The 13,892-nt window shown below is 39.7% G+C and carries 12 protein-coding genes; 4 read left to right on the top strand and 8 right to left on the bottom strand.

Translation table 11 applies throughout. The features are described 5' to 3' along the window. Positions 1–3 precede the first annotated feature (3 nt). Genes PDL71_RS01385 through argH form a run of 4 tightly spaced genes read left to right on the top strand, consistent with a single transcriptional unit; the run spans position 4 to position 4,189 of the window. Positions 4–1,008, top strand: a complete 1,005-nt coding sequence (locus tag PDL71_RS01385; RefSeq protein ID WP_407524393.1) for an acetylornithine carbamoyltransferase — start codon at positions 4–6, stop codon at positions 1,006–1,008. After that, the gene (gene argB / locus PDL71_RS01380) at positions 1,001–1,825 is read left to right on the top strand and encodes an acetylglutamate kinase (RefSeq protein ID WP_407524391.1); all 825 of its coding nucleotides are present in this window, start codon (positions 1,001–1,003) and stop codon (positions 1,823–1,825) included. Before PDL71_RS01385 ends, argB begins: the two co-directional genes overlap by 8 nt. After that, a complete protein-coding gene (locus tag PDL71_RS01375) occupies positions 1,791–2,891 on the top strand; it encodes a M20 family metallo-hydrolase (protein WP_407524389.1) in 1,101 nt (366 codons plus the stop codon). Before argB ends, PDL71_RS01375 begins: the two co-directional genes overlap by 35 nt. Beyond that, positions 2,888–4,189 carry an argininosuccinate lyase gene (argH, locus tag PDL71_RS01370; RefSeq protein ID WP_407524387.1) on the top strand — a complete coding sequence of 434 codons (1,302 nt, stop codon included), beginning with the start codon at positions 2,888–2,890 and terminating at the stop codon, positions 4,187–4,189. The genes PDL71_RS01375 and argH overlap by 4 nt, the downstream gene beginning before the upstream one ends. Here the strand turns inward: argH and PDL71_RS01365 are convergent. From PDL71_RS01365 to PDL71_RS01330, 8 genes are all read right to left on the bottom strand, one after another. Then, positions 4,186–4,776 carry a hypothetical protein gene (locus PDL71_RS01365; RefSeq protein ID WP_407524385.1) on the bottom strand — a complete coding sequence of 197 codons (591 nt, stop codon included), beginning with the start codon at positions 4,774–4,776 and terminating at the stop codon, positions 4,186–4,188. The genes argH and PDL71_RS01365 overlap by 4 nt on opposite strands. A 367-nt stretch (positions 4,777–5,143) precedes the next feature. Beyond that, positions 5,144–5,653, bottom strand: coding sequence for a DinB family protein (locus PDL71_RS01360; protein ID WP_407524383.1), 510 nt, complete (start codon positions 5,651–5,653; stop codon positions 5,144–5,146). Between the two features lie 98 nt (positions 5,654–5,751). Next, positions 5,752–6,672 (bottom strand): alpha/beta hydrolase, encoded by a 921-nt coding sequence (locus PDL71_RS01355; RefSeq protein ID WP_407524381.1) that lies wholly within the window; start codon positions 6,670–6,672, stop codon positions 5,752–5,754. 54 nt (positions 6,673–6,726) lie between these two features. After that, positions 6,727–8,838 carry a M48 family metallopeptidase gene (locus PDL71_RS01350; RefSeq protein ID WP_407524379.1) on the bottom strand — a complete coding sequence of 704 codons (2,112 nt, stop codon included), beginning with the start codon at positions 8,836–8,838 and terminating at the stop codon, positions 6,727–6,729. Positions 8,839–8,995: 157 nt separating this feature from the next. Next, complete coding sequence (locus PDL71_RS01345; protein ID WP_407524377.1) at positions 8,996–11,830, bottom strand: M16 family metallopeptidase; 2,835 nt, start codon at positions 11,828–11,830, stop codon at positions 8,996–8,998. A gap of 299 nt (positions 11,831–12,129) precedes the next feature. Beyond that, complete coding sequence (locus PDL71_RS01340) at positions 12,130–12,420, bottom strand: hypothetical protein (protein ID WP_407524375.1); 291 nt, start codon at positions 12,418–12,420, stop codon at positions 12,130–12,132. 74 nt (positions 12,421–12,494) lie between these two features. Next, on the bottom strand, positions 12,495–13,364 hold the full coding sequence (locus PDL71_RS01335) for a hypothetical protein (protein WP_407524373.1): 870 nt from the start codon (positions 13,362–13,364) through the stop codon (positions 12,495–12,497). Continuing rightward, positions 13,334–13,843: a hypothetical protein gene (locus PDL71_RS01330; RefSeq protein WP_407524371.1), complete on the bottom strand. Its 510-nt coding sequence runs from the start codon at positions 13,841–13,843 to the stop codon at positions 13,334–13,336. Before PDL71_RS01330 ends, PDL71_RS01335 begins: the two co-directional genes overlap by 31 nt. Between the last annotated feature and the right edge of the window lie 49 nt (positions 13,844–13,892).

Here is a 13,892-nt window from a genome sequence, read left to right as displayed (position 1 = left end):
GACATGAAGCAATTCATCTCTGTTCATGATGTAAACAATATCGATGCATTGGTGCAACAAGCACTTCTGTACAAAGCCAATCCCTTTGCAGATAAAACATTGGGTATGGGCAAACGCATGGGCTTGATTTTTTTAAACCCCAGTTTGCGTACACGTCTCAGTACCCAGATTGCAGCAGAGAACCTCGGCATGCAGCCAATCGTATTCAATGTAGGCAGCGAAGGATGGACATGGGAGTTTGAAGAAGAAGCCATCATGAGCGGCACCTCGGTTGAACATGTAAAAGATGCAGCGCCCATTCTTGGAAATTATTTTGATGTTTTAGCTATCAGAACATTTCCCGGACTGAAGATTAAGGAAGATGATTACAGTGAGCTCTTCATTAAGCAATTCATTAAGTATGCCGGTGTACCGGTTGTAAGTTTAGAAAGCGCAACACTTCATCCGCTGCAATCTCTTACCGACATTCTCACTATAATCGAAGAATTAAATAAATCTAAAATCGTCAATCGAAAATCTAAAATTGTATTAACCTGGGCGCCGCATATCAAACCACTTCCTCAATGCGTGGCTAATAGTTTTGCGCAATGGATAAACGCCTGGAACCTCACCCCAACCCTCTCCAAAGGAGAGGGAAAAAAACGCTTTGATTTTGTAATCACTCACCCGCAGGATTATGAACTGGATGAACAGTTTACAAAAGAAGCAACTATTACTTACAATCAGGAAGAAGCATTAAAAGATGCTGATTTTGTATATGTAAAAAACTGGAGCACGTTTTCTGATTACGGAAAAATTTATTGCAACGACCCTGAGTGGATGCTCACAGAAGAAAAATTAAAACACACTAACAATGCCCGTATCATGCACTGCTTGCCCGTAAGAAGAAATATTGAATTAAGTGATGAGGTGTTAGACAGTCAGCACAGCATTGTAACACAACAAGCAAGCAATCGTGTTTGGGCGGCGCAGGCAGTTTTAAGTGAAATACTGAAAGCAAATGGATAAATTAATCGTTGTTAAGATTGGAGGGAATATCATTGATGATGAAGCAAAACTCTCATCATTCCTTCAGTCATTTGCGCTTGTTGAGGGCAAAAGAATATTAGTGCATGGCGGCGGTAAATTGGCAACACGTATAGCAGAAGCAATGGGCGTTCAGCAACAAATGATTGACGGCAGAAGAATCACCGATGCTGAAACACTCAAGATTGTAACAATGGTGTATGCAGGATTCATCAATAAAAATATTGTGGCACAATTACAATCGCTTGGTTGTAATGCAATGGGGTTAAGCGGTGCAGATGGAAATTCTATAAAGGCTCATAAAAGGTCGGAAGGCAAAGCCTCTCCGCCAATTGGCGGAGGAAGTTTGGAGGGGGCTGTTGATTACGGTTTTGTAGGTGATATTGATGAAGTAAATGCAGAACTGCTTCACACACTTTTACAATTCAATGATGCCATTGTATTAGCACCTATCACTCATGATGGCAACGGTCAGCTTCTAAACACCAATGCTGATACCATTGCCCAGGAAACCGCCAAAGCCATGAGTGAATTATATGAAGTTGAATTGATTTACAGTTTTGAAAAAGCAGGAGTATTATTGGATGTGAATGATGAAACATCTGTCATCAACAGTATCAATTCTTCATCATACCAACAACTAAAAACAGAGCAGAAAATATTTGCAGGCATGCTGCCAAAATTAGACAATGCATTTGCAGCTATTCATAGCGGTGTAAACAAAGTCATTATTGGTAAAGCAGAAGAGCTGCAACAATTAATTGATGGAACAAAAGGAACCGCAATCGTCAATGAGTAAAGACATCAATATATTATACAATGAAGCAGTTGAGCTGTTAAAAGAGCTCATCACTACACCTTCTTTCAGCAAAGAAGAAGGTGATACCGCTGCTCTCATCGGAAAGTTCTTTGCACTCAAAGGAATTGCAGCAAGCAGGGTGGGCAATAACATATTTGCATTGAATGAACATTTTGATGAAAGCAAACCAACTATTTTGCTCAACTCCCATCATGATACAGTAAAACCCAACAAAGGATACACCCTTAATCCATTTGAGGCGATTGAAAAAGAGGCCAAGCTCTTTGGTTTGGGTAGCAATGATGCAGGCGGAAGTTTGGTTGCACTCATCGCAACGTTTTTACACTTTTATCCGCTACAGAATTTAAACTACAATCTTGCACTTGCTGCAACTGCCGAAGAAGAAATCAGCGGCACAGGCGGTATTGAAATGATCTTGCCTTTTTTGCCCAAGATTAATTGTGCCATTGTGGGCGAACCTACTCAAATGCAAATGGCCGTTGCTGAAAGAGGTTTGATGGTTTTAGATTGTGTTGCACATGGCAAAGCAGGACATGCTGCACGCAACGAAGGTGAGAATGCATTATACAAAGCAATCAAAGACATAGAATGGTTTCAAAACTATCCGTTTGAAAAAAACAGTGAATTACTCGGTGCTTGTAAATTTAACGTTACATCTATTGAAACAGAGAATAAACAGCACAATGTTGTGCCGGCACAGTGCAGGTTTATTGTGGATGTACGTGTAAATGAATTATACAGCTTTGATGAATTATTACAAATTATCAAAGCCAATGTGCAAAGCGATGTTACACCACGCAGCACAAGATTGAAATCAACAAATATTGCATTAAACCATCCGCTTGTACAGGCAGGAACAACATTAGGTAGAACGTATTACGGCTCACCTACCACAAGCGATAAAGCATTGATGCCATTTCCTGCGTTGAAGATAGGTCCCGGCGATAGTGCAAGAAGCCATACAGCAGATGAGTTTATTTATACTAATGAAATCAAAGAAGGCATTGAATTATACATTCAACTTTTAAACCAGCTTCTGTTATGAAACTTTGGCAAAAAGAAAATACATCCACTTCACAATTAGTTGAACAATTTACAGTTGGGAGAGATAAAGAATTTGATTTGTTACTTGCTAAGTATGATGTACAAGGCTCAATCGCTCATGTAACGATGCTGGGTGAAGTAGGTTTAATGACCAAAGAAGAAGCTGACCAAGCTATTAAAGGATTGAATGAAATTTTAAAAACAATCGAACAGGGTTCTTTTATCATTGAAGAAGGTATAGAAGATGTGCATTCACAAATAGAAAAACTCCTTACCGAAAAAATTGGTGATGCCGGCAAAAAAATCCACAGTGGCCGCAGCAGAAACGACCAGGTAGCTGTTGATATAAAACTTTATCTCCGTGCAGAAATCAACAACATAAAAGAAGAAGTAAAAAATCTCTTTGATTTACTCATCAGCAAAAGTGAAGAACATAAAGACAAACTGCTTCCCGGTTACACCCATCTGCAAATTGCAATGCCTTCATCAGCAGGATTATGGTTGGGCGCTTATGCTGAAAGTTTGATTGATGATTTAGAACTGCTTTCAGCAGCATATCATATCGTCAACAAAAATCCGTTGGGCAGCGGTGCAGGCTATGGTTCCTCGTTTCCGCTCAACAGAAAAAGAACAACCGAGCTTTTAAACTTTGCAACGCTCAACTATAACAGTGTGTATGCACAAATGACAAGAGGCAAAGCAGAGAAAGCAACGGCTATCGGCATCAGCAGCATTGCAGCTACCCTCAGCAAACTCAGTATGGATTGCTGTTTGTATATGAATCAGAATTTTGGTTTCATTTCTTTTCCCGATGAGTTAACCACCGGCAGCAGCATTATGCCGCACAAAAAAAATCCCGATGTGTTTGAACTCATTCGTGCCAAATGCAACCGTATGCAATCCGTTCCCAACGAAATCACTTTATTGCTCAACAATCTTCCAAGCGGCTATCATAGAGATTTGCAACTCACCAAAGAAATTCTTTTTCCTGCCATTGAAGAAATCAAGGCCTGTTTGCAACTTGTACAACTGATGCTGCAAAACATCAGCATTAAAGAAAATATTCTGGCAGATGAAAAATATAAATACCTCTTCAGTGTAGAAGCGGTGAATGAATTGGTGAACAAAGGCATTCCGTTTCGTGAAGCCTATCAGCAAGTGGGCAATGCAATTAACAACGGAACATTTGAATATAATCTTCAGCAACTGCATCACACCCATGAAGGCAGCATCGGGCACCTGTGTAATGAGGAAATCAAAAATGAAATGCTGAATGTGTTGAGAAAATTTGACGTTTAGTAACGGATATTTTTTTCAGTAGGTCTTATCTCTTCATCTTTTTCTTTGTCATATACTCGTACGTAAACTGACCACTGAAAATTAATATATTCGGCTACAAGATCCACAACAAGATGTTTAAAGTTATCATCTGAACCACCCATTCTGAATTGATTGCTTACCAGGCGGAGTTCTCCATCCGGGGCAGTATAATCAGAAACCGGAATTAAATTTCTGAGATTAGGTTTACTGATTAATGTTTTACCGGCAATATCATTATAGTAAGCTTTGTATTGACGCTTCAGTTGATTGATATCTTCTGTTTCAAACAAGCGGCACTCCCACACCCAGCTTTTATATTTTTGATTGGAAAAGGCAATCAACTTTGTTTCAAGGGCATCCTTTACAATGACCTTACTTTCAAATTCAGATGCATTTTCATCTTCAATCAATGCCGCACCACGGATTCCTGAAAAATGATTGGGAAATTCTTTAATTACCTGTTCCAGTTGCGGACGCAGTGTAGCTGTAACCTGTTTAAGCTGGGAATATGAATGGAGGGAAACACACAAGATGCTGAAAAAGAAGACCGTAAGCTTTGAATACATGAATAATGGATTTGTGAACAAATTAAATTGTTTTTCCTGATTTGCATAACATTTCGAAACCTTTCTTAAAGGTTTACCCTTATCATTTTCAAGTGAAAAAACAGGCCGCAACTCTTGCAAAACAAAAAAGCAGCAGTTATCTTTATAGCTCAAATCCAATAATTATGAAAACAGCTATCCGTAAAAGCTCTGCTGTAATTCTTTCCTTTAAGCAAATTGTTCATCTCCTGATGGAGTCTTTTGAAAGCCCTCAGACCAGACAGTTTAAGCGTTGGAAAAGCTACATAGGCGAATAAGCTCAAGAGCCGATTAAATTTTTGAAGCCATATACTGCCGTGTGTGGCTTTTTTGTTGATGCGTGATTCTTTTATACACGGTTTTTTGCATTCAGGTCCATGCCCTTATAAAACTCTAAATCTTCATTGGTCATTAATTTGGTGAGCAGGGCAATCTGCCCGGTGTGATACGAGTAATGTTCTGTAATGTGCAGAATGATGGCGATGCCGCTTTTTTCAAAGCCCTGTACCGTTCTTGTTTTGAGTAAGGATTCTTCATCATGTATCTGTATTTCTTCAATGACACTGTGTACAACGCCACTCAGTTTTTCAAACAATTGCTCTTTAGTGAAACCGCCTTTAGCTGAAAATTCCTTATCCCTTTCTCTTAAGTCAGCCCTGCTTCCTAATGATGATAACACATATTGTGTCATATTACCACATAAATGCAGCATGAGATTGGCAATGGAATTAGATGCTTCATTCGGTTTTTGCCAAACCTGTTCTTCGCTCAGCATATCTAAGCAAATTTTTACACGCTTGGTGTATTCATTCAAATGCCTCACGCAATCTCTGATGAATTCTTTTTTAATCTTTTCCATCGAATAAGTTTTTTAACCGCAGAGAAAGAAGAAAGCAGAGTTTTTCGCAGAGGTCCTCAGCGTATCCTCCTTATCTCTCGTTCTCTGCAGTAAGTGTTTTATCTTTTCAACAAAAACAACAAAGGAATATCCAATCGTTTCTGCCATGCATTTTCACTATGATCTTCACCGGGAAAATATTTCGTGATCCAATTGGATGCTGTGAACCCTTTTTCCTTCATTATCTCATCTGCCATTTTTTGTAAGGGTGGATATAAAGCATCCAGTGTAGCATCACCATAATCAAAATAAATTTTATGGGTGGCGGGTGATGGTAAATGATTCCGCAGATAATTCATAAAAACAGCAGGTACAGGGTTGTCATCCATTGAAAAAACACCCGGCCAGTGTGTGCTCAAACAGGCTGCGCCTCCAAACACATCGGGGTACTCACAAATAGCATACATACTGATGAGTCCGCCCATACTGCTGCCTCCAATAAATGTATTCGCCCTGTCTGTTTTCGTAGAATACGTTTTATCAATAAAGGGTTTGAGTTCTGTTACTAAAAATTTCAAATACAAATCAGAATGTACTTTCTCGCCCTGGAACACCAATGCACCATTGGTGCGTTTGGCATAATACAAGGTATCTCGTTCCTGTTGGGTTAAATGTTCAAATGGTTTCTGCGGAAAATAATCAGTGTGACGGTACTTACCGCCGTTCCAAACACCTACTACAATAACATCTTTGATCTTTTTTTCTTTCATCAAACGGGTTATCGTTTCATCCACTCCCCATTCCTGTTTGTTCCAGTTCAAAGATGAATCATACAGCATTTGCCCGTCATGCATGTACAGTACCGCATATTTCTTTTTGGGTGAATAACCTTGCGGCAGCCACACATCCACATTACGTGCTGTTACAAACTGTGAAGCAAAGCTATCATGCCGGATGATTTTGCCGGAAGAAGGTACGGGCAGTTGTGCTGATGACTGAAAAGTACTTACCAGGCAGAGCAGAAGGAAAATATATTTCACAAGAATATCTTTCTGCACAAGTTCTGAAAACTTATGAACTCTGCAAATAGTTTCTTATGCAGCCTTTTCCAGCAGCTCAAGCTGCCATTGTAGTAATGCTTTGAAATTTTTAAATTGAAATGCGCCTACCCCTACATAAGACTCACCTACCAACTGGTGTAATTGTGAAAGCTCTGTATCAAAAAAAGTATCGCCGGAAAAATATTGATAATGCGTAAGCATAAATTGTCTGGCTTTTTCTTTCAGCTCTTCATTACTGTCAAACACCCCATTATTTGTCCACTCTTTTAAAAGTGGTTTTAAATGTTCGCTCTCAGTTCTCAGCTCAGCAGCCATTGTTCCTGCTGCTTCAATACTTACCTGTTCGCCACGAAGCAAAGGACCCATAATATCAAGCACCCGTTGCGCTACTATAAAATGTTCATCTGCTTTCTTTCTGTTTGCAAAATGAGCACTGTATTTATCTTTAAGTAATTGCCAGTCAGCTTCACTGCATTTTTTGGCAGCATCTGCAAAAAATATAACTACAGCTTCATCCTGTTGTTGTAATTGTTGTTTCTGCATTTCAATTTCTTTATTCACCTTTTCCAGAACAGATGCTGCATCTTTTTTTTCATATTTCTCACCATCATAATCAAAAGTTTTGGTATCAATCCGGCTTTCGGCAATGGCGTTTAACAGTGCAGCATCAGATTCATTGGCAGCCAGCTTTTTAGGTATGTTTACGATTTCTTCAGCAAACAGTTCTGAAAGAGATTCCTTTTTAAGAGGTATGGTATTAGAAGTTGAAAATACCTTTTCAAAATCCATATCATTCATTTGTCTGCCGTCAAAATAACCTTTGTACACTTCGGGTAATGAATAAGTAGTAGCTTCTTCTATATAGCTTTGCTTAAAGATCGCTTCATCTGTAACTTTTTCTTTGGCTTCCTGTGGCACGGCTTTGTACAATACACCTGTTAGCTGCTGTTGCAATTGTTCAGGCTCCCGGAACAAGATCCATGCACTACGGCCATCATCAGCACTTGGAATACCTAATGCATTCAGTTTTTGTTCCCGATCTTCAGTAGACGGATGCGAAGCCCATTGATCTTTAATATTCAACCTGCTTAAACGGAAGCGGTTTAAAAACTCATCACTTACAACCGGCGCATTATTCTGCAGCGGCAGATCAAATTGCTCTGCATAATGTTTCATTACTACATTATGATTGGAGTAAACATTTTGAAATGCTTCTTTCTGTTTGAGCCGCTCATCTGCTTTTTCCAGAACAGTCTGGTAACACAAACCACTTACTTCAATTTTTTTAAGCGCTGTAATTAAGGGCTTGCTCCCGCTCACACTGGCAGCAACAGCATCTGCATGGAATTCCATTTCACGGGAAAGGCTCATATACGTTTTGTTGATAAAGCCATACATGCTTTGCAGAATTGATTGAATGCCTTTGATGATCTGGATAGTGAACCAAACAAAAATGCTGATCGCCCAGTGTAAACTTCCCCAGCCCGATAAAAATTTGCCGAAGTCATTATTTTCAAAAAGCATATTGTAAATAGCTTTATTCACATTATATACAAAGCTGCCCAGCTTCATGCTCTTTTGGGAAAAATGACCAAACTCGTGCGCCATTATTGCTTTAAACTCACTGAGAGTTACAGAGTTTACCAAACCCAAACCGATTTGTAAATTTTTCTTCACTGGTAAAATCATACTCCAGAAACTGTCGTTGTAATACACAGAGGCATTTACTTCGGGTGATAAAACAATTTTCTTTGGGAAAGGTGTTTGTGTATCAATGGTTAGTTGTCTGATGAAGGCAAAGAGTTCCGGCTGCTCCTGTTCTTTTATTTCTATTGTTTGACTTTCATCATGACGCTTTACAGAGAATATAAATTTAACCAGAAAAATAATAACCATTACACCAATACTCATAATACCAAGACCTGCAACAAGTCCTAGCAAACTTCCAAGTGCCATCATTACACCAATACCCAGCATAATACAACCTGCTGCCAACGCTACAGCAAGAACAATTAAAATGATGTACACTATGAAAAAGAACAGGATGCTGCTCATTACTTTTTTAACTTCTGTCTTAAATGCTGGTGAAGGATCCGTAACTGAAGCAGGTACGTTCATCGGTGTCGGCGGATATAAGTTTTGCATACGGCGTTAAAGGGTTTTTAATAATCTTCAAAATAGCATCCTTGCAGTAAATCAACAAAAAATGTTTAATAATAGGATGCTCAATTATCATCAGGCCAAGCCCTAAATAAAAAAAGCGGCCCATAACAGGCCGCTCTTTATGATATGAAATCGAGCTTTACTTTTTCACTTCCTTCCCATCCGCATCCAGTTCCACAATTTCATAACCCAGCTTTTGCAGTCCAGGTAAAATTTTAGCTTTATCACCTACCAGCAGAATAATCATCTTATCAAGATTCAGCCACTTTTTAGCGAGTGTATTGATTTCTTCTGCTTTTATGTTCTTTAAAATGGTTGTTTGCTCTTCTGTAAAGTTGGCGGGTAGATTGTATTCAAGAATACGGCCGATAAATCCTAATTTCTGCAAACCTGTTTCATAACGCAACGCATCGCGCTGACCAATGGCACTCTTCATAAACTCCATTTCATCAGCAGTAACACCATTGGTTATATAGCCGTTAAAGATATTGATTAACTCAGCTAATGCACTGTCAGTTGCTTCTGCTTTAATGCTGCTGTTGAAAACAAATCTTCCGGAATAGGCATCACCGCTAAAATAGCTATTCGCACCATAGGTCCAACCTTTATCTTCACGCAAGCTAAGGTTTATACGGCTGTTAAAATCACCGCCAAATGGAAAGTTCATCAACCCTGCTTTATAAAACTCACCTGTTGCATCATATTTCAAATTGGTAACAGCACCTACACGGAATTCTGTTTGTGCGGCCTTAGGTACATTCACCAGATAGATCTTTGTTTTTTCAATGGCAGGAGCTGCAGCAGGGGCAGGAATATTGATTTTTTTATTAGGCAACTTGTTAAGAAAAGAAAGCTTCGGCAGGATTTCGCTTTCAGTAATATCACCCACTACAACTACATTTACGCCCTGCGAAGTCATGTTGTTATCATAGTAATTCTGAATGTCTTCTAGCTTCAATCCCTTGATGGTGGTTTCGGTACCGTCTTCACTCACTCCTAAAATAGTATTACCATAAATGAGCTTGTAATACACCGTCCAGGCAATAGATTCCGGTTGTGATTTTTGCTGCTTAAATCCTTCAATAGCCTGGTTTTTCAAACGTTTAAAAGCATCATCTGTAAACTTAGGCATCAGCATACGCTCTTCCAGTAACGCCAGTGTTGCATCTAAATTCTTTTTGAGTGTTCGTACTTGGAACAGTACTCCATCCACATTGGTTAATACATTGATAGTGCTTCCCAGTTTTTGTAAAGCACGACTCATCGCTTCTGCACTTCTGTTCTTCGTGTCTTCATTCATCATGGTAGCAAAGAAATCAGCCAATCCTGCTTTGCTCAGATCGTTTCCCTGCAACAGATGACCACCGGGAATTTTTACAGACAATGTTACTGTGGGCAACTCTGTATTTTGTGCACCAATCACAGCAACTCCATTATCCATCTTCTTTGTCCAGTAAGCAGGCACTTTTACAACAGGGTTGGGTCCGTTGCCGGGCATTTTGCTGCGGTCAAATTTATCTTTTGCTTTTACATATTTTAAACCGGCATAACCATAATCAGGAGCAGTGTACTTGCTTTTATCAACCACATAGTTATCTTCTGCTACTCCGTTTTTCTCCTGGCCTTTAGGTAAAATGCTCAATGTAACACCATGTGCATTCTTGATGTATTGAAAATATACACGCTGTACATCTTCTTTGGTTACACTGCGATACATCTCCAGGAATTTACCAATTTGATTGGGGTTGCCTGTAAAAGTTTGCAATGCAGCAAGCTGTGATACTTTACCACTCACACTTTGCAAACTGTTTACTAACTGTGCTTCGATGCCTCCTTTAAAACGCTCAATATCTTCATCCGTTACACCACGTACTTCAAAACTATCTAATGCCTGTTTGAATAATGAGTAAGCATTTGACAGTGGTTTACCGGGCATGGGCACAATGGTAAAAACAAATTCACCGCTCAACTCACTTAACTGGCTGCCCGCACTTGCCTGCAAGGCCAATTGTTTTTTGGTAAGCTGCTGATACAATACAGAATTGTTTCCCTGTCCTAAGATTTGAGCCAAACATGCAAGCGCTGCCATATCCTTATGATAATTGGGAACGGTAGCATAGGTCTTTAACATGATAGGAATGCGTGCATAATTATCAACATAAGAAACAAAACGTGTCTTATCAACTCTTGGAACCATCGGCGGCATTTTATTCACCTGCGGACCACGGGGAATAGAACCAAAATATTTTTCAACCAGTTTAATGACATCTTTCGGATTTACATCACCACCTACTGTTACCGTAGCATTGTTGGGTCCGTACCAACGCAGAAAAAAGTTTTTCAGGTCATCCACATTTACACGGTCAAGATCTTCTACATAGCCGATGGTTAACCAACTGTACGGATGACCGTAGGGATACATATTCTTAGCCAGGTATTCCTGTGCTAAGCCATAGGGACGGTTATCATAATTCTGACCACGTTCATTTTTTACGGTAGCACGCTGTACTTCAAATTTTTGTTGGGTTACCGCATCTAATAAAAAGCCCATGCGGTCTGCTTCCAGCCACAACATTTTTTCTAATTGATTGCTGGGTACTGTTTCAAAATAATTCGTACGGTCACGGTTAGTAGTACCATTTAAATCGCCACCGGCCGAAGTAACTGTTTTAAAATGCTGCTCATCGGCAACGTTATCACTTCCCTGAAACATCATGTGTTCGAAGAAATGGGCAAAACCACTCTTACCAATTTCTTCACGGGCACTGCCCACATGATAGGTAACATCTACATGCACCAGCGGATCGCTGTGATCCTCATGAATGATGAGCGTTAATCCATTGGGCAATACATATTTTTCATACGGTATTACCAGTTCGTTGTTTTTACGAACTACTTTTTCAACAAGTTTTGTTTGTGCAAACGAACTGCTGCACAAAACAACAAAAGCAATCAAAAGTGTTTGAATCTTCATACAGTAAATTAATTTTTAATAGTGGCGAATGTAGTAAATGGTGTAACACTTCAAGGTGCCGTTTGTTGAAAAAAGAGCGATTTGATAAAGAAATTTTGGGGCTGTGCGGGTTTGTACAACTATTAGCTATTATCGGGCTTTACGCTGCAATTTCGTCAACCGCCGTCAGGGTTTTCAACCGCTGAGTTTCCTCATTTTCGCTTCAATCCCGCAGCCTTTCATCTTATTTGCAGCCATCAACAAAAAGCCTCCACAGGTGCTACATCCTGCAGAGGCTTTAACAGAAAGCTGTAAAAATCTTACGCAGCCTTCATCATCATATCTGTTTTTCTCTTCGCTATCAAATTCTGCCAGGCCCACATAACAGTGAAGGAGGGAATAAAATCGGTCCATGGCAACAACTCTTCAATAAAGTTGAAAACGCCACCAAAAGTACCTTTCCAACCACCAAAGGTTTTTAAAAAGATTATGGCCGAAAGAGGAGCCCAGATAATATCGCCAAACTCACCCAGAAATGGTACAGCGTAAGTGGCATAACCAATAGCATCCATCAGCAGGCAAAAGAGAAGTGAAGATTGAAGTTTGTTCATGTTACAATGTTGTTTTAGCAACGGTAAAGAGATTGCAAATTTGATTCCACAGTTGCATGCTTTTACAACTCCATTTAAAAGGGATCAGCTTTTTTTGAAAACAGGAGTGGCAGCGTAAGGCCCAGCACTTCGTAATAAGGAATCTTCATCACCAGCACATCCATCACCAGGAATACACAAAAAAGCACCAACAGCAGGCGGTCATATTTTCTTGTAAAAAAGCCTACGATAAAAACAAGCTCTATGCCTGTGGCGGCAAGGTATAGCAATCTGCCCGCCACCGGATTTTGAACCAGCCAATAAATAAATGAAGCATACCATCCCTGTGCATCAGTAACCAATAAATCTTTATGCTGCTCCAGTAAGATGCCGCTCATCTGCATGGGTTCAAACACTCCGCCCTGATAAAACTTCCATAAGGCAGCAGAAAAAAAGAAGAACAGAAAAAAATAACGTAGTGCATGCATCCACAAATAAAAACCGGTAAGCCCAATGCTCATAAACAATACGGGTGTAAACAACCAGGCAGTATGACCCTCCGGCGAGTTAGTAGGAAAGACCGTATAACACCAGACATAAACTAAATTGATCAACAGCATCAGCCCTGCAACAACAGCAGCAGCTTTTACAGAACGGATGAACACAAAAAAATAAATACCGGGCAGGAGGTAAAACAACAGATCCATGCCAAGGGCGGCAGGTGAATTATAGAGCAGCCATTGATGTATTCCTGTTTGTAAAAACATCCACAACGAACCATCAAAATACGGACGGAAAGCAAAGGGCGTGTTTTGAAACAGCCACATACCGTTGATGAATTTGTAAACAGCTAAGACATAAAATACAATCACAAAAAACAAGGTATAGCGTTTACGGTCTTCATGCGTAAACACAGGCGCTGTTTCCAATGCCGCTATTGTACTGTGAGTGTGCTGCCGTTCCATGTATAATTTCTGATGCGGAAAGAATCAATTTTTGTTTCCAGTATTGTTTCAGCCAATTGTTTCCATGCCTCCAGTCGATTTTGCTGTGCAGCCGCAGAAGTATCCATTACATAATAAGAACGTTCAGGATGTAAACCTGCCATCCCCATAATCGGTTCTATACGGTGCTGAAAAAAGGAATCATTAAACTGTGGGTTTACACCATAATCATAGGCAATAAGAATGCGGTTCCACTGGTGCAAGGTGTAATCATTATAATTTACAAGCGAACCTTTACTGTAAATTTCAAGAACAGGATAAGCAGGTTTTATTTTGGATACAGCGGAGTACATACCAAAATTGTAAAACGGAGTAAACACACCTCTTGTAAAACTTACTGCCAACTGACAAACAAGAAACAAACCCGTAAGCCAGAAAATGAAGCGATTCTGCCTGTATGCTTTAACCGGAAAAAGAGAAGAAAAAACTTCCTGCTTCATACCTGTAAAAGTAATTCAATCAAAGTAATAATCATTGAAAACAGAGTTG

It is taken from the genome of Lacibacter sp. MH-610 (assembly GCF_045780045.1).
GTDB lineage: Bacteria > Bacteroidota > Bacteroidia > Chitinophagales > Chitinophagaceae > Lacibacter.
The sequence above is the reverse complement of the archived record's forward strand: the minus strand, read 5'-3'. Positions and strand labels throughout refer to the sequence as shown.